The sequence below is a fragment of the Porphyromonas sp. CAG:1061 genome, assembly GCF_000435035.1.
In the GTDB taxonomy this organism is placed as follows: domain Bacteria; phylum Bacteroidota; class Bacteroidia; order Bacteroidales; family Porphyromonadaceae; genus Porphyromonas_A; species Porphyromonas_A somerae.
Genome location: NZ_HF988934.1, coordinates 2331 through 23683, shown reverse-complemented (window position 1 = coordinate 23683; position 21353 = coordinate 2331). Strand labels below are relative to the sequence as shown.

Annotated in this window: 22 protein-coding genes and 1 pseudogene; 21 read left to right on the top strand and 2 right to left on the bottom strand. The window is 48.1% G+C overall.

Going from position 1 to position 21353, the window contains the following annotated elements:
• Genes QVO39_RS07045 through QVO39_RS07020 form a run of 6 tightly spaced genes read left to right on the top strand, consistent with a single transcriptional unit; the run spans window position 1 to window position 5993 of the window.
• Window positions 1–981, top strand: coding sequence for a putative zinc-binding metallopeptidase (locus QVO39_RS07045; RefSeq protein ID WP_021903584.1), 981 nt, complete (start codon window positions 1–3; stop codon window positions 979–981).
• The gene (locus tag QVO39_RS07040) at window positions 978–2015 is read left to right on the top strand and encodes a DUF4302 domain-containing protein (protein WP_021903583.1); all 1038 of its coding nucleotides are present in this window, start codon (window positions 978–980) and stop codon (window positions 2013–2015) included. The genes QVO39_RS07045 and QVO39_RS07040 overlap by 4 nt, the downstream gene beginning before the upstream one ends.
• Window positions 2016–2026: 11 nt before the next feature.
• Window positions 2027–2650: a hypothetical protein gene (locus QVO39_RS07035; RefSeq protein ID WP_018029177.1), complete on the top strand. Its 624-nt coding sequence runs from the start codon at window positions 2027–2029 to the stop codon at window positions 2648–2650.
• A complete protein-coding gene (locus QVO39_RS07030) occupies window positions 2647–3849 on the top strand; it encodes a DUF4856 domain-containing protein (protein ID WP_021903582.1) in 1203 nt (400 codons plus the stop codon). The genes QVO39_RS07035 and QVO39_RS07030 overlap by 4 nt, the downstream gene beginning before the upstream one ends.
• 27 nt (window positions 3850–3876) lie before the next feature.
• A complete protein-coding gene (locus tag QVO39_RS07025) occupies window positions 3877–5052 on the top strand; it encodes a fibronectin type III domain-containing protein (RefSeq protein ID WP_021903581.1) in 1176 nt (391 codons plus the stop codon).
• Window positions 5053–5066: 14 nt separating this feature from the next.
• Window positions 5067–5993: a hypothetical protein gene (locus QVO39_RS07020; RefSeq protein WP_021903580.1), complete on the top strand. Its 927-nt coding sequence runs from the start codon at window positions 5067–5069 to the stop codon at window positions 5991–5993.
• A 389-nt stretch (window positions 5994–6382) separates the two neighbouring features.
• Here the strand turns inward: QVO39_RS07020 and QVO39_RS07015 are convergent, their stop codons facing one another.
• Entirely contained in the window at window positions 6383–6727 is a 345-nt protein-coding gene (locus tag QVO39_RS07015) for a PAS domain-containing protein (RefSeq protein WP_018029307.1), read from the bottom strand.
• Window positions 6728–6906: 179 nt separating this feature from the next.
• On the opposite strand from QVO39_RS07015, the gene QVO39_RS07010 reads away from it, so the two are divergent.
• From QVO39_RS07010 to QVO39_RS06940, 15 genes are all read left to right on the top strand, one after another.
• Complete coding sequence (locus tag QVO39_RS07010; protein ID WP_021903579.1) at window positions 6907–8037, top strand: mannose-1-phosphate guanylyltransferase; 1131 nt, start codon at window positions 6907–6909, stop codon at window positions 8035–8037.
• A 3-nt stretch (window positions 8038–8040) separates the two neighbouring features.
• A complete protein-coding gene (locus QVO39_RS07005) occupies window positions 8041–8793 on the top strand; it encodes a JAB domain-containing protein (protein ID WP_021903578.1) in 753 nt (250 codons plus the stop codon).
• Window positions 8794–8832: 39 nt separating this feature from the next.
• On the top strand, window positions 8833–9390 hold the full coding sequence (locus QVO39_RS07000; protein ID WP_021903577.1) for an FHA domain-containing protein: 558 nt from the start codon (window positions 8833–8835) through the stop codon (window positions 9388–9390).
• A 180-nt stretch (window positions 9391–9570) separates the two neighbouring features.
• The gene (locus QVO39_RS06995) at window positions 9571–10569 is read left to right on the top strand and encodes an AAA family ATPase (RefSeq protein WP_021903576.1); all 999 of its coding nucleotides are present in this window, start codon (window positions 9571–9573) and stop codon (window positions 10567–10569) included.
• 10 nt (window positions 10570–10579) lie between these two features.
• Window positions 10580–11452, top strand: a complete 873-nt coding sequence (locus QVO39_RS06990; RefSeq protein ID WP_018028775.1) for a DUF58 domain-containing protein — start codon at window positions 10580–10582, stop codon at window positions 11450–11452.
• Between the two features lie 35 nt (window positions 11453–11487).
• Window positions 11488–12456, top strand: coding sequence for a hypothetical protein (locus QVO39_RS06985; RefSeq protein WP_021903575.1), 969 nt, complete (start codon window positions 11488–11490; stop codon window positions 12454–12456).
• Window positions 12453–13433: a vWA domain-containing protein gene (locus QVO39_RS06980; protein WP_021903574.1), complete on the top strand. Its 981-nt coding sequence runs from the start codon at window positions 12453–12455 to the stop codon at window positions 13431–13433. Before QVO39_RS06985 ends, QVO39_RS06980 begins: the two co-directional genes overlap by 4 nt.
• Window positions 13433–14470 (top strand): vWA domain-containing protein, encoded by a 1038-nt coding sequence (locus tag QVO39_RS06975; RefSeq protein WP_244401264.1) that lies wholly within the window; start codon window positions 13433–13435, stop codon window positions 14468–14470. The genes QVO39_RS06980 and QVO39_RS06975 overlap by 1 nt, the downstream gene beginning before the upstream one ends.
• A complete protein-coding gene (locus QVO39_RS06970) occupies window positions 14467–15207 on the top strand; it encodes a tetratricopeptide repeat protein (RefSeq protein ID WP_288171898.1) in 741 nt (246 codons plus the stop codon). The genes QVO39_RS06975 and QVO39_RS06970 overlap by 4 nt, the downstream gene beginning before the upstream one ends.
• A complete protein-coding gene (locus QVO39_RS06965; RefSeq protein WP_288171897.1) occupies window positions 15207–17009 on the top strand; it encodes a BatD family protein in 1803 nt (600 codons plus the stop codon). Before QVO39_RS06970 ends, QVO39_RS06965 begins: the two co-directional genes overlap by 1 nt.
• 4 nt (window positions 17010–17013) lie before the next feature.
• Window positions 17014–17772 (top strand): tetratricopeptide repeat protein, encoded by a 759-nt coding sequence (locus QVO39_RS06960; protein ID WP_021903570.1) that lies wholly within the window; start codon window positions 17014–17016, stop codon window positions 17770–17772.
• Between the two features lie 6 nt (window positions 17773–17778).
• On the top strand, window positions 17779–18474 hold the full coding sequence (locus QVO39_RS06955; RefSeq protein WP_021903569.1) for a phosphatase PAP2 family protein: 696 nt from the start codon (window positions 17779–17781) through the stop codon (window positions 18472–18474).
• A gap of 5 nt (window positions 18475–18479) precedes the next feature.
• Window positions 18480–19580, top strand: a complete 1101-nt coding sequence (locus QVO39_RS06950; protein ID WP_021903568.1) for a phosphotransferase enzyme family protein — start codon at window positions 18480–18482, stop codon at window positions 19578–19580.
• Between the two features lie 3 nt (window positions 19581–19583).
• A complete protein-coding gene (locus tag QVO39_RS06945) occupies window positions 19584–19961 on the top strand; it encodes a diacylglycerol kinase family protein (RefSeq protein WP_021903567.1) in 378 nt (125 codons plus the stop codon).
• Window positions 19958–21022 (top strand): adenosylcobinamide amidohydrolase, encoded by a 1065-nt coding sequence (locus QVO39_RS06940; protein WP_288171896.1) that lies wholly within the window; start codon window positions 19958–19960, stop codon window positions 21020–21022. Before QVO39_RS06945 ends, QVO39_RS06940 begins: the two co-directional genes overlap by 4 nt.
• A gap of 6 nt (window positions 21023–21028) precedes the next feature.
• Here the strand turns inward: QVO39_RS06940 and QVO39_RS06935 are convergent.
• A pseudogene (locus QVO39_RS06935) lies at window positions 21029–21353 on the bottom strand (7-carboxy-7-deazaguanine synthase QueE); the annotation flags it as partial.

The window sequence follows — 21353 nt, the reverse complement described above, 5'->3', positions numbered from 1 at the left end:
ATGAGACACAATAAACAACTAATTACCCTACTGCTCCCATTGATGATGATAATTGCTGGGTGCCAAAATGCAAAACTAAGCGATACAAGCGTATTGGCTCCTGCAGCAGAGACCACCAATGAGAGTGAGCTAGACCAATGGATAACCCAATCCATTACCCAGCCCTATCAGATAGAAGTGCTCTACCGCTGGGACGAGAAGGAGCTACTTGGTACCTACGTTTACCCTCCCCAAGAGGAGAAGGTCAAGAGCGTGCTAGAGACCGTGAAGTATCTATTCCTAGAGAGTTTCGAGCTACCAGCCATCGGAGACCTTCACTACCTCAAGGGCAAACTCCCCATCCGTATCAAGATGTATGGCGGTCCCAACCTTGATCCTAATGGGGTAGAACTGCTCTACAACCCCCTAGGCACACCTGTAGAGATGTGTATCTACAATGTCAATAGCTTCGACCCGAGTGACCCCGAAAAGGTCTTCCTACTGATGCGAAGTGTCTTTCATCAGTTTGCCAAGCGGATGCTAGAGCTCTACCCCTACGATAGAGACAAGTTTTACCGAATTAGTGGGCATAGATACCTATCCTCTACCGAGCCAATAGCCATCCCACTAAGCTACCAGCAGAGCTACAAGGAACGGTTTGGTCTAGATACCTATGCCGGTAGGCGAGGATGCTACACAATGTACGCCTTGCTCTCCCCTGAAGACGACATGGCTGAGATGATAAGTGCCACCCTGCTCTCTACACCCCAAGAGATTGAGTATCTTTTTGAGGAGACAAGTATCCCTGACGGCGACCCCAACCCTGAGGTAGCAGAGAGGTATGCAAGAGAAGCCGCTTTGGCACATAATGAGTTGCTAGAGAAGCAAGCCTTTCTCAGCCAGTACATCAAGGTGCATTGGGGATTGGATCTCACAAAAGCCGAGGTGACTATCCTACGTAGAGTGGCGCAATTTATTCAAAGCAAAGAGGAAGAAGAATGAAAAAGATATACTATACTACTATTATTCCCCTCACCCTTGCACTAGCTACCTTAGCTAGCTGTAATGGAAAACTGCAACAGGCATTCCATGAGAGCCCATCGGAGCGTGTGCAAGCTAGTATCTCATCGCTTCACGAGGAGCTTACAAGTAGCCCTAGTGGTTGGAGTGTTCTTTACTTTCCCCACTGCGATTCACTCCTCTTTTCCAATCCCAATGAGCTGATTGGCCAAACTGCCTTTCGTGGTCGTTTGGGTTATGGTGGTAGCAGCTTTGTGATGAAGTTTAGCAAAGAAGGCACTGTGGAGATGAAGGCAGACTTTACCGAAGCGAGCTGTGCCGAACCTAAGGTAAGCAGGTATACCATCAAAAGAGGTAGCTACACTCAGCTTACCTTTGAGACCTTCAATTATATTCATGAGCTAGTCAACGACTCCTTCAGAGGATCAACCGACTTTCTCTATCAAGGAAAAAATGAATATGGTCAATTGGTGTTCCGAACTGCCGGCACTATCTTGCCCGCAAAGGAATACATCATCTTTACCAAGCTCAAAAGCGATGAGGACCCCCTTGTAAAGGCCTATCAAAACCGTCTCTTTTTCGAGGAGATGCAGAATCCACAGCTCTCTATTAGGATGGGTGATAGGGTGTACTTTGAGAGTGACAACTACATTAAAACTAAAGCTGAGACCAATCGCCCATATATTAAGGAGTTGACCACCAAGAGATACTACCTATTTTTGTACAATAAAAAGCGTAACCCAATCCCTGGTTATCCTGCACTTCAGATGGTGGGGCTAGGATCTGGTTATGCTGGAACTAGTGAAGGGATCACTTTTAGAGCTGGACTAAGATACAGCAAGGATATTGTGTTTATGGACTTTGAGCGGATAGATGATCGCTTCGAAGCGGAGTTGGTAAAGGTCTACAACCCTCACACTCGGGTGACAAGCTTAGAGAGTAAACACCTACATCCCGAAGGTATCCCCACAGGTGTGAAAGCTGTGATATGGGATGCCCCGATTATTAAAGATTAATATTCAATGATATGATAGATAATTTGAAGAAGCTTTTTCCACTACTGAGTGGTACACTCCTTCTGCTCTGTGCAATGAGTTGCCAGCGCAGCTATAATGATCCCGAACCTGAGGACTATGCCACCCTCTTCCCTTTCAAGGGAATTGAGAAGCCCAAGATCTCCTACGAAGATCAAGTGCGTCAGGTTTGTGACCCCTATGAGGCATTAGAATCTTATAGTTACCCAGGGGTGGAGATTTCTGAAGGAAAGCGTAAGTACACCGTGACCCTTACCTGCCAATTTACCGAGCGAGGTGCTGTTCCCGATGAGGTTTATAGCCGATTTATAGTGAAGTACATTGGCGAAGATAAGCAAATTCACATCATCGGAAGTAGTACGAGCGTATCGGGTGCTGAGGAGATCATGACCCTTGAAGAGCCTTACGAAGTGACAATAGAGGCAGAGTCGGGGTATCCTATGTACCTTAGTGTCAATGGCACCGCACCTCGTGAGTCCAATATCACTGCCAGCATTAGGGCTGTGTCGGAAGATGGGCTAACCGTAGTAAAAGAGTTGAAAGTGAGTCAAACACAAAATAGAGAGGGGCAAGACTATATTAGCCAGCCCTTCTGTGAATATATCATACTACCATGAAGAATTGTCTAAAGTATGCTTGGGTCTTTCTCCTTTTCGCTCTCTCAATATCGGGCTTATCAAGTTGCCTGAATAGATGGGAGGGGGAGACGGTGGAGAGTGCTTACAAGCTACCCGAATATCCCGATCCAGAGTATAAATTCAGTAGAAATGGGCGAAGTAGTGTCGATTACTACGAGTGCGCTCTCCTAGATGAGCCACTTCAGATCATCTACAGTACCTTCCTTCGGGAGGCGCGTATCAATAACGAAGGTAGTCGCAATACCGTTTACAACTACTTCCGTCAGGGTCTTTATGGATTGGTAAGCCCACAATCGGTGGTTGCTTCATCGGTGCTTCACCAAGCCGATAGAGCCGAGGTAATTAATGATATCGAGGATTGCTTCAAAGCAATTGAAAAGCTTAGTGGCCTAGGCACAGAGGCTCCTAATCTGACCCGTAACCAGAGAGCCTCCATCGGAGTGGCGGGGTATGTCGGCACCCACATTGGCGATGATTATATCTTCTTTGCCACTCAAGATGGATTGGTTCCAGCAGAATATTATAGGGAGCTAGTGCGTGGCGCTATTTACCTTGATTTAATTCTTAATGTACACCTTGCAAGTAACCTCTATGCACCTGGAGAATTGCTCACTCGTCATGAGCACACCTACCTCCCCGATGGTCATAATTACACCGAGCTGGAGCATCATTGGGACCTAGCTTTTGGCTACTACACCCATTTTTGGCAGCCTCTTGTGAGCAGTATCAATCTACCTCTACTGGGCAAGAGCCGTATCCAGCTATACAATGCTTTTGCTCTGGGGCGCTGGGCATTGACCAACTATAGGTATGATATTCTGCTAGAGCAATTGCAATTGATTCGCATAGAGCTCTCTAAAGTGGTAGCAGTCCGTGCACTACAATTGCTCCAGGGGAATATCACAATGGCCAACTATCGAGAAGAGCCAGAGAATGCTCTATTCTTCCTTTCCCAAGGTGTAGGAGCCCTTTACTCCCTCCAATTTGCCTGCGATAAAGAGGGGCAACCGCTCTTTTCCTATAGCGAAGTGAAAGCGATGCAAGAGCAGTTGCTTGCTGGCAATGGGCTATGGGATAGAGACCAGCTCATCGGCAGCGATGGCAATACTGGCCTTCTCCATACTATTACTAAAGAGGTGGCTCACCGTTTTGAGCTCCCTTTGCAGGAGATTAAGTAGATCACCCGAATACAATCAAGCAGTTATATGAAGTTCAAAGATATCCTATCTACCCTTCCCCTCCTCCTTATCTTGGTGCTCAATGCTCCTAGTGCGTTGGGCCAAGAGCTTAATAAGGAGCTATTGAAAAATGGGGGATTCGAAAAGTTTTACCGTAAAACCCCGCTTGAGGGCGATGAGCCACAAGAAGAGTATATGTGGCGAAAGATCTATCCTCACCATTGGCGCTTTGATGATACCTTAGCTGGCACAAAGGTGCGTGGCGGACACTCAGGTGACTATTGTATTCTCTTTTACCTCAATGGTGGAAGTATCAGCTACCACGATAACGACTATTCCCAAGTGGGGCATATCCCCAAGAATAATATCATCCCCATTGAAGCTGGGGGCGAATATCAATGCTCCTTCTGGTACAGAGGCGACTATGTATTTAGAGCTAAAGTATGTGTGGTGATAGAGTGGTACAAGGATGATCAACTCATCAAAAAAGATACCAGCTTCAAACAATTCAAATACTACGTCCCCAAAGTAGGCGACAGTTGGCAGCAACATACTATCTCCGAGATCAAGGCCCCCGCCGGAGTCAATAAGGCAGCTTTTAGTTTGGTGGTAGAGGGCTCGGAGGGCAGTAAGTTCTACATCGATGATATCTCCTTTATGCAGGTGAAGAGAGGCGAAGAAGAGCCACAGCTACCAGCACCAGCCAACCTTTCGTCCAAAGCGATGCAGCACGAAATAACACTCACCTGGAGAGCCATTGCAGAGCCGGGAGTCACCTACCAAATACTTTGCGATGGGGAGCCAATAGGCGAGACTACCGAAACCAGTTTTCTACATAAGCATCGTAAAGCCAATACCACATACAGCTACAGCGTTAAGAGCATTAAGGGCAGCCTTTTCTCACGCCCTTCAGATGTCATCAAGGTGCGCACAGAGGGGTACCGACGCTCACCCAATGACCCTACACGTGTGCCACATCTCTATATGATCTCTAAAGATGGCGAAGCACCAAGGCAGTTACCACTATTCTATACCGATCTCATCCTCGAAGGAGCCGAGATCAAGTACCAACTTGATGGGCAAGAGGTAACGCCTTCTGACGATCTTCTCCAATTTGATCCCGGAGAGCACTCCCTCATTATCTTTATTAAAGAAAAAGATCGTGAGCCGATAGAAATCACTTATTTCATCACCGTAAAGTAAGCCTGTAGAGAGATATGAAGCAAAGATTGTTACTACCACTCACAAGCACCCTCCTAGCTATACTATTGTGTAGTGCTTGCCAAAATAATAAGACGCCCCATGAGCTAGAGCCTATCAAGGTCGGTGAGCAAGACCTCACTGAGGTGTCACTCAATAAGCAGACCACCCATACAATTATACTACGAGGAGGTACCGGAAAATACATCGCCAATGTGGAGAGTTCCAAGATCGCAGGCGTCTCAATTAGTCGCGACACCCTCCGCATTACAGGCCACCTCGAGGGCGAGACCTTCGCTACCATCCTCTCGGGCGACTACCGCCGTAAGCTACCCATACATGTGGTGGTGCCCCCAGTGAGTGTCAATATGGAAGAGGTACGCCTCTACCCCACCGACGAAAGCCGCTTCATCTCACTTCAAGGTGGAGGGGATAAGGCAAAGCTGGTGATCGACGATCCAGAGGAGTCAATATCTGCAAGGTGGAATGCCAAAACCAGTATCCTAGAGGTCGATGCACACCATGAAGGGGTGGCGGTGGTGCATCTCATTTCAGAGGATGGTAGCCAAAAGAGCGTCACTATCACGGTCAGATGCAGTGGCACCGACCAGGGAGTAGGCCTCTATGGCACCACTTCGCGGAGCCTCTACCTAATGATGCGAACAGGCATGACCCTCAAAAGAGGTAATAATAGCTTCACCATATTCAATGCCGCACAGCCCTACCAAGCAGAGAGGGTGGTTACCCTTTCACCCATCCCAACGGCACCTCACGTAGGAGAGACGGTAAAGCTACAGATAAGCCTTAATAACCCACAGGAGTTCCGCCATACCAAGGTGAGAGAGGGCACCCACTCTCTAATCGTGGAGCAGGTAGATGTTACGAAGCAGTTGGTTACCCTCCGAGGAAAAGGTTTTAAGGTGATTATGCCCTACATCAAGTGATGTAAAATGGGCATCTTAGCCGAATCCCCACTATCCGGGGTATTCGTAATCTTTAGAGCACTGCAAATAAATAGGATAAAAAGGGGGTGAAAAGTTTAATTGTAACTAAGCAATCGACGAGATGCAACTAAGCAATCGGCGAGTTGCAACTAAGCATTTGCCGAGATGCAACTAACCGATTGCTTAGTTGCATCTCGGCAAACGTCTTTGTATGTCGTTGATTTACAATTAGTTGTAGATGGGGCCGCAAAGACCTCACTTTAACTGGGTTTTTCACCTCATTTTGCAGTTTGAACACTGAAAAGTGGAGCTCTTCGTGGGGTTATAAAAAGATTCAGTACTAGACGAGCCCGACATGGACGAATAGCCTAGTTCACTACCAGCTTAATTTACTCAGTTTTGGGTTTGCGGATATAGTGGGGCATCTCCTCGGGGATGATCATAGAGAGCTCGATAAATCCAGCGTAGGCACCTTCTTGGTACCACGGGATTTGGTAGATGAGCTTTTTGCGTGATCCCTTTGTGATGGTGTAGACGTGCTTCTCCTCGTGCGTCATCAGATGCTCCAGTAGGGAGCGGGCTGGCTCTGGGTGGCAGTCGAGTACGTTTTTGCCGATAAGGTCTTGCCCAGGCTTTAGGTTGACCTCTCTTGATTGTCCGTTCATCTCGATGATCTTTCCCTCTTTATCGCAGATGGTGACTGCGATATCAGCTTCTTCAAAGTATGGTATCATAGTGCTTTATAGTGTTATATATATAATGTGTATCTACTGATTGGTGTGCCAAAGGTACACAAGATTAGGGAATAATTGATTACCTTTGTAGCAAGAATGGAGGTGGCAGACCATTGACTTCCGTAGGAATATCGTAATTGGCCTCCCTCTCCTTTCTTGATTGACCTATATTCAGACCGATGATCATGACTCAAGCAGATAACGTCTACGCAAATCTTTATTGTGTGATACTGGCCGGTGGCGTGGGGCGTAGGTTTTGGCCCTATAGTCGAAAGAGCTATCCTAAGCAGTTTTTGGACTTCTTCAATACAGGGGAGAGTTTGTTGCAGATGACCTATCGGAGAATGCAGCGCTGCATCTCTCCAGATCGTATTTTGGTGGCGACCAATATTCAGTATGAAGAGATTGTGCGGAAGCAGCTCCCTAACCTCCCGATGGAGAATGTGCTTTGTGAGTCTCAAAATCGCAATACTGCCTCCTCTATCGCCTATGCTACTCGGCACATTCATGCCATCAACCCTGATGCTGTGGTGGTGATTACCCCTTCAGATCATTTGGTGACGGATGAACCCTCTTTCCACACCTTGATAGGTGAGGCGGCCCAATATGCCTCTTGCACCGAGATGATCGTGACCCTCGGGATTAAACCAACTTATCCGGAGGTGGGCTATGGTTATATCCAAGCTCTGGAGTCGCCCGTTGAAGATGGGGGTGAGATGCTTAGCCACTGCTATCCAGTGAAGACCTTTATCGAAAAGCCTAATAGCGAGATGGCTCGGATCTTGGTGGATAGTGGGGAGTTTTATTGGAATGCTGGTCTCTTTGTGGCAATGACATCAGTGCTGATTGACGAGGTTAAGTCCCATGCTCCTGAGATAGCGGAGCGACTCTATAGTAAGCCCGAGGTGTGGGGAACGGCACGGGAAACGATCTATGTGCACGAGGTATTTCCCTACTGCCCCAATATCTCTTTTGACTATGCCGTAATGGAGAAGTCGCAGAAGGTGCTGATGCTGGTGGCTGATATGGGGTGGACCGATGTGGGTACGTGGTCAGCTACCTACCAGCTCACCGATAAGGATCAGAACGCCAATGCCACTATTGGAGCACACCAAACGATCTACAATGATAGTAGGAGCAACTTGGTGGCGATTAATGATCCAGAGAAGCTGGTGGTGCTACAGGGAATTGATAGTATGCTGGTGGTGGAGACCGATGATGTGCTACTGATTTGCCGACGTGGTGAAGAGGATAAATTGCGTCAGGTGGTAGCAGAGGCACACGGGCTCAATGAAAAGTATACCGATTGAGTGATGCCTAAGAGAGACGAAGTAGGAGAGGCACCCCTCTACTCCCTAGACCATATACGGATGACCGACCTCAAGGAGTCGGAGCGCCCAAGAGAGAAATTGCTAACCCATGGACCTAGAGCTCTGAGTGATGCAGAGTTGATGGCGATTCAGTTGGGAACTGGCTTGCAGGGAACCAATGCCCTACAGCTTGCCCACCTGATTTTGGAGTCGGCAGATAACAATCTATACCGACTCTATGAGTCTCTGCGTACAGGGTGTGCAATACCCATTAAAGGAGTGGGTATGGCGAAGAAAGCCAATATCCTTGCCTGCCTAGAGCTGGGTATGCGGACGGTGAGCCACAAAAAGAAGTTGGATAATGAGGGAAAGCAGCTCACCAATAGTCAGATGATTTACGACTACATCTATACCGACCTGTATAATCTCTCGCACGAGGAACTTTGGATAGTGCTTTTCAATCAGCGACTGATTGCACAGCGGAAGATTAGGATTTCAAAAGGGGGGCTCACCAATTCAACCGCCGATATTCGGGTAATATTGAGTACCGCTCTCCGGCTTGAGCTACCGGCTTTGGCACTCGTGCACAACCACCCAGGAGGAAGTCTGCAACCTAGCCACGACGATGACGATGTCACGGATCAGCTTTACAAGGCGTGTCGGCTGATTGGGATAAGTATGGTGGACCATGTGATCTTTACCGACAATGGCTACTATAGCTATCTAGATAATGGGCGCCTAGGTGTGGGATTATAGTGTTAAGTTATTAGAGAATATATATCCATTTATATAGCCATGTCTACAGTGATTACTTGCCCCTATTGTGGGGCCTCTTTGGAGGTCACTATCGGTCATCACCAAGATAGTGCCGAGCGTGTGGTCTGCGACGAGTGCAAGCAACCGATAGCTGTGTATAAGACGGCTGCCGAGGCACTACAGCATAGAGATAGATCCATCAAAGCGGTTAGTATTGAGGAGGCCGACTTCTCGGAGGAGGGTACCTATCTGGAGATTATTGAGACGGAGTTTACTAAGCCTCAAACGATTCAGATTCCTGAGGGGCGAAGCCTCTTCGGTCGGTACAACCCTAGATCTTCTGCGAGGCTACAGGTGCTCACGGCCGACCCGAGTATTGATCGGCAGCACGCTTACTTTACGCTCTCCAAAGATGGTCGGCTCGAGGTGATGGATAATGATAGTATGACCGGAACCTTTGTGAATGGTGCTGAGATTGATCAAGGGGAGCGGCGTCGGCTCTCTCAGGGCGATGTCCTTACTTTCGGAGCTACTACAGCCATCGTTCATCTTCCTCACGGCGAGGAGGATGAAGGGGATGAGTGGCTTCTCTTTTGATGCTATTTTATAGTCGGGCTCTTCCCTTTTAGCATTCTTTATTACCCGATATTTAGAGAGAAGCTGATAATTCCTTATCTTTGCTAGCAATAGGTAGGGAGGGAGTGTTGTGTATTATAGTATGAAGGGGAGTCACCCAATGACGACCCCCCTGGTAAATCAGATAATTAATCGATTTAGATGGAGGAAAATAGAGTGGACGTGAGAGCTCTCTCGGAGCTAATAGAGCGTGAGAGTCACTTCTTGGATCTCTTGGAGAGTGGTATGAGCCGTGTGATTGTAGGGCAGAAGCACCTACGTGAGAGTCTTTTGATTGGGCTATTGGCCGACGGTCATATCTTGCTAGAGGGTGTTCCTGGTCTTGCCAAGACTTTGGCGATTAAGACTTTGTCCGATCTGATGGATGCAAAGTTTAGCCGAATACAATTTACACCCGACCTGCTCCCTGCCGACGTGATTGGTACGCAGATTTATAGCCAGAAGAATGAGCGTTTTAGTGTGAAGCATGGTCCTATCTTTGCCAATCTAGTTTTGGCAGATGAGATTAACCGTGCACCCGCTAAGGTGCAGAGTGCTCTCTTGGAGGCGATGCAGGAGCGACAGGTGACGATTGCCGAAGAGACCTTTAAGCTCCCAGAGCCCTTCTTGGTGATGGCGACACAAAACCCGATTGACCAAGAGGGAACTTATCAACTACCTGAGGCACAGAGCGACCGTTTTATGCTCAAGGTGGTGGTGGGCTATCCTACCAAGGAGGAGGAGCAGCAGATTGTACAGTCTCAGATCCGCAAGATGAAGCCTGAAGTGACGCCTGTGGTGACTACCGATCAGATACTTAAGGCTCGCGAGATCGTTCATCAAGTCTATATTGATGAGAAGATTCATCGCTACATTGTGGATATCGTCTTTGCTACACGCTTCCCTCAGGAGGCTGGTATGCCTCACCTCGCTGGCATGATCAGCAATGGAGCCTCTCCACGTGCTTCGATCAACCTTGCTTTGGCAGCGAGAGCTTATGCTTTTATCAAGCACAGAGGCTTTGTGATTCCAGAGGATGTACGAGCTGTCTGCCACGATGTGCTACGCCACAGGATTGCTTTGAGCTATGAGGCGGAGGCGAATAACCTTGTCTCGGAGGAGATTATTAGCGAAATCCTCAATAAGGTTCAGGTCCCTTGATGCTTAAGTGATGGAGACACAAGATCTCTTAAGTAAAATACGTAGAATCGAGATAAAGTCTAGGCGACTTTCACAGAATATATTCTCTGGTGAGTATCGCTCGGCCTTTAAGGGACGAGGTATGTCTTTTAGTGAGGTGCGGGAGTATCAGCTGGGGGATGATGTGAGGGATATCGACTGGAATGTGACCGCTCGCTATGCTCGACCTTATATCAAGGTGTATGAGGAGGAGCGTGAGCTGACGATGATGCTTCTGGTGGATGTCTCAGAGAGTGGACTTTTCGGTACGGTGGAGCGGACCAAGCGTCAGCTGATTGCTGAGGTGGCGGGGACGCTCGCTTTTAGCACCATCACTAATAATGATAAGGTGGGTGTGATATTCTTCTCCGATAGAGTGGAGAAGTACATTCCACCAAGTAAGGGAAGGAAGCACGTGCTCCATATCCTCACGGAGATTTTGCGTCTGGAGCCTAAGGGTAAAGGGACCAACTTATCTGAGGCACTCATCTTTGCCAATAATGTGCAGAAGAAGCAGTGTACGCTCTTTATCCTCTCCGACTTTATTGATGAGAGTGAATATGAGTCAACCCTCAATGTGGTGAGCCGTAAGCACCAAGTATTGGCGATGCAGGTCTTTGATCCGAAGGAGGCTGAGCTCCCCAATGTGGGGTTGCTACGAGTGCAGGATGCAGAGAGTGGCGAGGTGACGATGATTGATAGTTCGTCCAAGCGGATTCGTGAGATGTATCGTAGCTACTGGGAGCAGCTCACCAATCGGATGAGGGAGGCACTCACTAAGTATGATATCACCTTTGTGAGTATGCCGACCAATCAGGATTATGTGCCGGCACTGCAACGACTATTTAATAAGAGTATTCGGTGAAACATAGGATATATATAAAATGTATAGGGTGGCTGATGGCGCTACTTCTTACCCCTCTCTCTCTCTTGGCAATGGAGGATGGAGGGGAGGTGCGCATTATCCCTACATTGGAGCGGTCGGCCATCTTGATCGGTGAGCAGGTGAAGCTCAATGTGAAGGTGGTCTATCCTCGCTCGGAGATGATGCGGCTAGTGCTGCCAGAGGATACGTTGGTATCGGGTGTGGAGATCATAGAGAGTCAGTTGGTGGATTCTACTATGATCAATGATCGGCTACAAGAGCTGATTTATGACGTGGTGCTCACCTCCTTTGACTCTGCCAACTATCAGCTCAGAAATATTTCTGCACTGGTAGGCGACTCGCTATATACTGCGGGTGACCAATTGAGCTTGGTGGTGAATACGGTGCCCGTGGACCTGGAGCACCCCGACCAATACGCCGATATTAAGGGGCAGTGGAAGCCCTCATTCGTTTGGCAAGACTACCTTATTTATCTTTATATTCTATTGGGTGTCATAGCACTTGGTGTGGCAACGTACTTCCTAGTGAGGTATCTAAAGAAACGCAAGAAGAGTGTCGATGAGGTACGTGAAGAGGTGCCACTGCTTGACCCTTATGAGGAGGCGATACAGAGTGTGGCAGCCCTGAAGAGTGAGGAGCTTTGGCAGCAGAATAGGGTGAAGGAGTACTATACTAGGCTCACAGATATCTTGCGTCGCTATATCTTCCGTGTCTATGGTATCACCACACTGGATATGACTAGTGCGGAGATATTAGAGGCCTTTAAGTCGCAAGTAGGTCGAGATAAGATGTATACCGAGCTTGTAAGGATTTTGGAGACAGCCGACTTGGCTAAGTTTGCAAAGTATCAGCCTGCCTCGGATGAGAATATTAGCTTGCTCTCTGCTTCTGTAGCATTCATAGAGGCACAAAGGGAGGCACAAAGGCCTTCGGAGACTACGGAGGAGAAGAGTGTAGAAGAGGGAGGAGGTGTGGAGCCATGACGTTTGCTCATCCTTATTTCTTTCTATTATTGCTGCTAGTGCCTCTTGCAATATGGCTTTACCTATGGCGAGAGAAGCGACCAGCTACCTTTACGCTCAGCACTATTGGTGCCTTTAGAGGGCGTATGGTGTCGTGGCGTACACGGCTCTGTTGGTTACCTTTTGCATTGGCATTATTGGCATTTATCTCCGGGGTGGTGGCTTTGGCACGCCCACAGAGTAGCAATGCCTATTCTACAGAGAGTACTGAGGGGATTAATATTGTGTTGGCACTCGATATCTCGGGGAGTATGTTGGCAAAGGACTTGCAACCCAACCGTTTTGAAGCGGCGAAGAGTGTGGCTGGGGAGTTTGTCAGCTCTCGCCCTTATGATAATATCGGGTTGGTGGTCTTTGCGGGTGAGAGCTATACACAGTGCCCACTTACTACCGACCATGCAGTGCTCCTCAATATGATCAATGGTGTGGAGATGGGGCTGGTGAATGACGGTACCGCAATAGGTAGTGGACTAGCAACGGCAGTGAATCGCCTCAAAGAGATCAAGGAGGGGAGTAAGGTGGTGATACTCCTTACGGATGGTACCAATAACTCTGGTACTATTGCCCCTGTGACCGCTGCTGAGATCGCTGCTAGCTTTGGGATACGCGTTTATACCATTGGGGTAGGGACTATGGGGGAGGCACTTTATCCAATTCAGACTTATCTGGGGGTAGAGTATGTCAGTATGCCAGTGGAGATTGATGAAGCGAGCCTTAAGCAGATAGCTTCTGCTACTGGAGGTCAGTATTTCCGAGCTACCGACAACAATAGCTTGCACAAGATATATGAGGAGATAGATCAGCTGGAGAAGGTGAAGCTAAAGGTGGAGAGTTTCACCCAGAAGGAGGAGCTATTTCCACCCTATCTGTGGGCAGCTCTGATACTGTTGTTTGCAGCACTATTACTTCGTAGTACGCTATTTAGGAGGATGCCATAATGAGATTTTTACACCCATATATACTTTTCCTTTTGCTGCCATTGCTGGTGGTGGCTCTCTTCCTCGTATGGAGAATGAGCCGTCAGCGAAAGGAGCTGAAGAAGTTTGGTGAGACCGAATTGGTGCGTCTCTTGATGCCCGATCTTTCCCTACGGCGTAAGTTGGCAAAGGACTTGGTGCTTATACTCAGTCTATCGATGCTGGTGGTGGCACTTGCTCGACCCCAAATGGGCTCTAAGAGTGAGACGGTAAAGCGTGAGGGCATTGAGCTGATGGTGGCGATGGATATCTCCAACTCTATGCTTTCGGACGATGTGAAGCCCAATCGCTTGGCTCGTGCTAAAGCAATCGTTTCGAGAATTATTGACAAACTGGATAATAATAAGATTGGTCTGGTATTCTTTGCGGGGGATGCTTATGTGCAGCTCCCAATCACAGGGGATATGATTTCGGCCAAGATGTTTTTGGATAATGCCTCTCCCGATCTCATTCAGGTGCAGGGTACTCAATTGGAGCAGGCGATTCGGCTCTGTGTACGTAGCTTTTCAAGTGATGAAAAGGTGAAGCGTGCCATCGTATTGATTACCGATGCCGAGAATCATGAGGGCAATGTGCTTTCGGCGATTGAGGAGGCGAAGAAACAGGGGATCTTGGTCAATGTGCTAGGCGTTGGCTCTACTGACGGAGGCCCAATCCCTATGCCGGAGGGTGGCTACCTCCAAGATGCCGAGGGTAAGATGGTGATTACGAAGCTCAATGAGCAACTCGGAATGGAGATCGCCACTGCTTCAGGGGGTATCTACGTGCGTGCCAGTGATGTGTCACAGTCTGTAAGAGCCTTGGAGGAGGCCCTCAATAAATTGGAGCAGGCGGAGTTGGAGATGAAGGTTTATACCGCTTATAATGAGCTCTATTATATCCCTTTATTACTCGGATTGCTTCTGCTGTGGATTGATTTCTTATTGCTCGACCGGAAGAATAGATACTTCAGACGGGTGCAACTCTTTGAGCGTACCTCAGCTAAAAGTAAGGAATGATGAAAAGAATATTATTGTTATTAGGTTTACTGGTCTCCTTTTCCCTCTCTGGCTATGCTCAGAAAGAGGTGCGTCAGTTGGCAAGGTGTGGCAATAAACTCTTTCAAAAGGAGCAGTACGATAAGGCGGAGCTGGAGTACCGCAAGGCATTGGAGATAAATCCAAGTGACAAGGTGGCGAACTTCAATCTCGCCAATACCCTTGTGCGTACGGAGCGAGGCGAAGAGGCGGATAAGATCTACCAGGAGATGCTTAAGGAGATAAAGATACTCCCGAAGGATGAGGCGGCTGATGTGGCTCATAATGCTGGCAACTTGGCGATGGCGAAGAAGGACTATGCCAAGGCTATTGAGATGTATAAAGAGTCGCTCCGACGTCGACCAACCGATGAGGAGACGCGTTACAACCTTGCTCTTGCTCAAAAGCTATTGGAGCAACAGCAGCAAGATAATAACGAGGAGAATCAAGATAATAAGGATAATCAAGAGCAGCAGCAACAGGACAACCAGCAACAGCAGAATCAGCAGGATCAACAGCAAGACCAGCAGAAGGACCAGCAGAAGGACCAGCCTAATAAGCAGCAAGAACAGCCTCAAAATGCTGAAACAATGAGCCAAGACAATGCTGAGAAGATCCTTCAAGCCTATCTACAAGACGAGAAGGATACGCAGCGTAAGGTGGAGCGGATGAAGCAGCAACAGCAAAGGGGCAAAAAGTCAAGACCTAAAAATTGGTGATGATGATACGATTCAATCGATATATATTATTGGTAGTTCTTACTCTGCTCTCCCTGAATGTGTGGGGGCAGGATAAGGTGGCTTTTGATGTGGAAGTACCGAGCCATATTATAGCAGGACGCCCATTTAGAGTGGTCTTTTCGGTCAATGCATCTGCCAAGAATATCAGCTTTAATGCACCGTCGGGGCTGGAAGTGGTCTACGGACCGGCCGTGAGTAGCAGTTCGAGTATGAGCATCGTGAATGGTAAGCGAAGCTCTAGTCGAACCACTAGTTTTACCTACACACTCCTAGCGGAGAAAGAGGGCAATTACGTCCTCCCTGAAGCAAAGGTAGAGGTTTCTGGTGCTACTTATCGTACCGCTTCCCGGCGTATTACCGTATTTGGAGCGGATACAGATACCGAGGTGAATAATGGCGGAGCCAACTCCTCTCCTAGCATATCGGCTGAGGATCTCTATATCGTAGCCATCCCTAGCAAAACTCAGGTATATGAGCAGGAGGCGGTTCAGATTACTTATAAGCTCTATTCACGATTAGAGAATACTCAGTTTTCCAACTTCTCCTTTCCAGATTACGAGGGCTTTGTACAATATGTACAGGATGATGGCTCGCAAGCCTTCTTCGAGGCGGAGCAAGTCAATGGTAAACTCTACTATGCGGCCACTTTTCACTCGGTAGTACTCTACCCGCAGAGAGCAGGCAAATTAGTCATTAAGCCGGCAGAGTTTGAGATGGTCGTGAGTATGCCGATCTCTAACCCCAAACGAGATATCTTTGATGCCTTCTTTGATAACTTCCAGCAGCTACGTAAGAAGATCAAGACAAAGCCTGTGACGATCGATGTAAAGCCATTGCCACAGCCTAAACCCGATAACTTCTCGGGAGCGGTGGGGCAGTACTCTCTCAATATGGAGGTGCCTACTAAGGTGCTCAAGACCAATGAGAGCTTTACAATGAAGATGTCGCTGGAGGGCAAGGGGAATATCAAACTAGCTAAGATTCCTGAGCCCATTTTCCCTGAAGGTTTTGATACCTACGACCCAAAGGAGAGCGATGATACTGGCGTAAGAGGTGGTGAGACACGAGGAACGAGGGAAAAGGAGTACTTCGCCGTGCCAAAGCATGTGGGTGACTTCGTGATACCAGCTATTCCCTTTACCTACTTTGACCCTGCCAAGGGGCAGTATGAAACCATCACACTCCCCGAAACAAAGGTGCATGTGGATAAGGGTGAAGCGACAGATGTCTCTGCCGTGACAGGCCTCTCCAATAAGGAGGATGTGAAGTATCTGGGGAAAGATATTCGCTACCTCAAAGGTGCGAAACGAGCCACTACACTTGATAAGACCAATGGCACACTCTATCTTATTGTCTATATCGCCCTTGTAGTGCTATTGCTCATAGCTATCTTGATAGATCGGAAAAAGGAGGCTTACATGGCTGATACCGCATCTAATCGGAGCCGACGTGCCGGTAAGATGGCACGGAAGTACCTCAAGATAGCCTACCAAATGAGGAATAAGGGTGAAGACTCGGCCTACTACGAGGCTCTCCTGAAGGGGTTGAGTGACTTCTTAAGTGCTAAGTTGCATATCCCGCTCTCGGAGCTATCCAAAGAAAACATTGCGACTGCCATGAAGGAGCGTGGAGCCAGTGAAGAGCTGGTAGAGGAGGCAATTAAGACGCTTAGCACATTGGAAGTGGCACGGTACTCTCCTAGCGAAACGGAGGAGCGTGAGCAACTCTATGATCAGGCCGCTTCTGTGATAGATGGGGTACAGAAATTAAAAGGGAAGTGATGTTATGAGACGCAAACTACTATATTCTTTATCGCTGCTATTCCTCAGCCTACCACTCTTCGCCTCTTCGTTTCAGGAGGGAGTGGCAGCCTACAGTGATGCCGATTATCCTAAAGCAATTGAATGCTTTACTAAAGCACTTGAGGAGGGAGAACCATCGGCGGAGATATACTATAACTTAGCCTCGGCTTATTATAAGAATAACGACCTACCACTCGCTATCCTCAACTTTGAGCGAGCCTATCGTATCGACCCTTCCGACGGGGATACCCGATTCAATCTTGAGCTGGTCAGCTCCCAGATTGTAGATGATATGGAGCCCACTCCTAGGCTCTTCCTGAGCCGTTGGTGGGATGATATCTCACACTGGTGCTCACTCTCAGCATGGAGGATGTTGGGGCTTATCTTTTTTGTCCTTGTGCTGGTTGGACTGTTCTTCTACTTCAGAGGACGTAGCAGGTCGCAACGGCAGATAGGGTTTTACGGAGGGTTGGTTGCCCTTTTACTTACGATTCTGACCAATGCTCTTGCCTATCGCTCCTATCTTTTTACGCATGAAGATAAGGAGGCGATACTAACGAGCAGTATCATCACCGTAAAGAGCTCCCCCGATGCCTCTGCCAAAGATATTGTGGTGGTGCATGGAGGCCTAAAGGTGGTAACACAGCAGACACTCTCGGGGTATACCGAGATCAAACTCCCCGACGGTACAGTCGGATGGGTGCCCAACAATACCTTTGAAATCATTAATAACTTTCGCTAAATAAATATGGTAGAATCCCTTGTTAGTCTAGAGCGTGATGCTTTTTTGTGGCTCAATAGTCTCCACAGTCTCTACTTAGATAGTGTGATGTACTTCATCTCGGATAAGTGGCCGTGGATCGTGTTCGTGGTGCTCTTCCTCGTATTGATGTCTTATAAGCAGAAAAAGGGAGAGGTGATCCTCTTCTTGCTTGGGATTGTGCTATTAGTGGTTTTGGCGGATGGCCTTTCATCGGGTATCATCAAGCAGATATTCCAGCGTGAGCGGCCTACGTACCACCCACTGACTGAGGACGTAGTGAAAACAGTGCTAGGGCATCGCGGAGGTGGCTATGGCTTTGTCTCGGGACACACTACCAACTTTTTCGCCTTCTCACTTTTTGCCTCGTTGGTCGTAAGGCACCGACTATTTACAATTGTTTCTTTCATTGTGGCGGCTACAGTGGCCTACTCACGTATCTATCTAGGTATGCACTTCATTACCGACGTGTTGCCCGGCCTGTTACTCGGTTTGGCTTGTGGCTGGGTCTGCTATTGGCTCTATAGCGAGAGCCGGGTTGCATTTCTCGATGTGCCACGCCGAGAGGCACGACACAGCTTTGTCCGTCCGATCGGTCGAAGGCAGACAGTAGGTATTTTAATGGCTTCCTTCTTTGTCTTGATTTGGATTACTGCACCCTTTTTCTTTCAATTTTATGGCTAATATTTATGGATTATAAAGAGCTGGGGCGCGCTGTCAATCAATTTCCTATTACCGAAGATGTGATGGGGATTATCCCTATTGGCAATGGGCATATCAATGATACTTATGCCATTTCTGTGAATACTCCTGAAGGCGAGAGGCGAAAGTACGTCTTGCAACGAATCAATGACCAGATCTTTGAGGATGTAGAGACCCTTCAGAGCAATATATTTGCCGTCACTTCCCATATCCGGCGTCACCTAGAGCAGCAAGGAGAGAAGGATATTGATCGGAAGGTCCTCACCTTTATCAAGACAAAGGATGGTAAGAACTATGCCTCTGTAGAGGGAAATAAGTGGCGCTTGTGCTACTATATCAAGGGGAGTAAGAGCTATGAAAGTGTGTCGCCCAAGCTAGCTTATGTAGCGGGGAAAGCCTTTGGGGAGTTCCACTCCATGCTCTCCGATTTGCCAGAGGGGCAGTTGGGCGAAACCATTCCCAACTTCCACAATATGAGCTTCCGCCTTCAGCAGTTTAGAGATGCGGTAAAGGAAGACAGAGTAGGTCATGTGGCAGAGGTACAGGATTTGATAGAGGAGATAGAGCAACGAGCCGAGGCGATGACGGTGCAAGAGCGTCTCTACCAAAATGATTCTCTCAAGCTTCGCACTAACCACTGTGATACCAAGGTTAATAATATCCTCTTCGACGAAGCTACCGACGAGGTGCTCTGCGTGATAGATCTAGACACCGTGATGCCAGGATTTGTGCTCTCCGATATTGGTGACTTTATCCGTACCGCGGTGAATAGTGGTGAGGAGGATGATGAAAACCTCTCCAATATCCAAGTCAATATGCCAGTCTTTGAGAGCTATATCCGTGGATATATGGAGGATGCCAAGGCATTCCTAACACCTGTAGAGATAGAGTTGTTGCCTTATGGTGGTAGACTGCTCACCTATATGCAGACCGTTCGTTTCCTCACCGATTACATCAATGGCGATACCTACTACAAAACGCATAAGCCAAAGCACAACTTGATACGTACCCGTGCCCAATTTGAGTTCCTTCTCAAGTTGGAAGAAAAGCAAAAGGAGATGGATCACTTTATGAATAGCTGGCTATAAGCGATGAAACCCAACGCCCCTAAAGCCCATCCTCTGAAAAGAGTAATCAAAAGCTTCCATTATGCCCTTCGGGGTATATGGGAGCTTTTTCTCTATACGCCCAACGCACGTATCCACCTCCTTTGTGCGATAGCAGTGGTGATATTGGCAGCAATACTAGGTGTGAGCAAAGTGGAGTGGTTGATTCTTGTGCTCACCATCTTCCTGGTATTCTCTATGGAGACGATGAATAGTGCCCTAGAGAAGCTGGCTGATAGGGTAAGTCCAGAGTACTCTCCTCTTATCCGAGATGCCAAAGACTTAGCTGCAGGTGCGGTTCTACTCGTAGCTATTGGTGCCGTTATTGTAGGATTAATCATATTTATTCCCTATCTATTTTGAGCCTCATAGCAGATAAAAACTTGGTCGGCACCACTATCTGTGGTGATAGGATATACCTAGCTGGTGAGGCACTGGTAGTGGCTCTCGAAGGGCGTAAACGGGTGGCAAGTAGTTCGCCACTGAATGGAGGTTGCCGCGAAGGAATGAAGTACCTCTACAACTACTCCTACAGTAGCTCACCCTTGGTGCAGAATAAAGTGGTGACCAAAATGGAAGCTCCCAATCTGTGCGAGCACTATCGACTACTCACCAAAGAGCTTGGTTTACCAGTGGAGCAGACAGTGGCAATGGGAACCGCTGCGAAACTAGAAGAGCGTGCCGAGGTAATGGATTCCTTCCATGGAATTCAAGTAGAAGCTATCGTGACTGCTGGTATTGACCACAATGGTGGCCGAGCGGGCGACCCGCCCTCCTATGACGAACTGACTGGCGAGAATCTATTGCCACCCCCTGGTACCATCAATATCATGCTCTTTATAGATGCACAGCTACCAGAGGGGGTGTTGACACAAGCCATCATCACTGCTACAGAGGCCAAGAGTGCCGCACTACAAGAGTTGCAAGCTGGTAGCTGTTACTCACGTGGCTTAGCTACTGGATCAGGCACCGATACCATTATGGTGGTCTCCAACCTAGAGGCTTCCACTATGCTCTGTGATGCAGGATTGCATTCATGCCTAGGCTCTACTATCGGACGAGTGGTGAAGGAAGCAGTTCAAAAGGCACTTAAGTTTCACGGCATCGGGATGACTCCCCAGCGACAAGGCAGTTTGCTTTGGCAAGGAAAGCGGTTCGGGATCACTCATGACGCGCTCGAAAAGCGTTATATCGCCCTCTATGGAGTGGCTCCGCAGAGAGAGCAAATTGATCAATTACTGAATAGCAAAGAGGTGATCGCCTATATCGCTCCCTTGCTACACCTAAGAGAGCAGATGGGGTGGGGCTTAATCCCCAAAGAGACCTATCAAAGAGTCTTATCCGACTACCTCAATGCTTTTATCCAATCTCAGGGCAAAGATCCCCTCGCTTCCCTGCTGGTAGAGCTCATCAAAGAACTCTAGCATTTCCTATCGGATGCCAATGAGCTTATGCATCTGAAGGGATAGCGACCAACGAGGATCCTCCTCAATCAGCTGCTGGCAGTAACCGATGTTTTCAGCCACCACCCTATCCCCGTCAAAGATGGGCGAGAGGTAATAATGCATCGCCTTTGGGAGCCGTTCAATTTCAGGCAGAGGGTTCCCTTCAGCTATCGGAAATCTCAGTTCCCCCACCGCTCTATCACGATAGTTCTCCGTCACCTTATCCCACTTTACCTTTGGTGAAAGGGTAATATAATCCAAACTCATAGGGGCAGGTACCAGACCATTACTCTCGAGGGCTTGCCAGTAG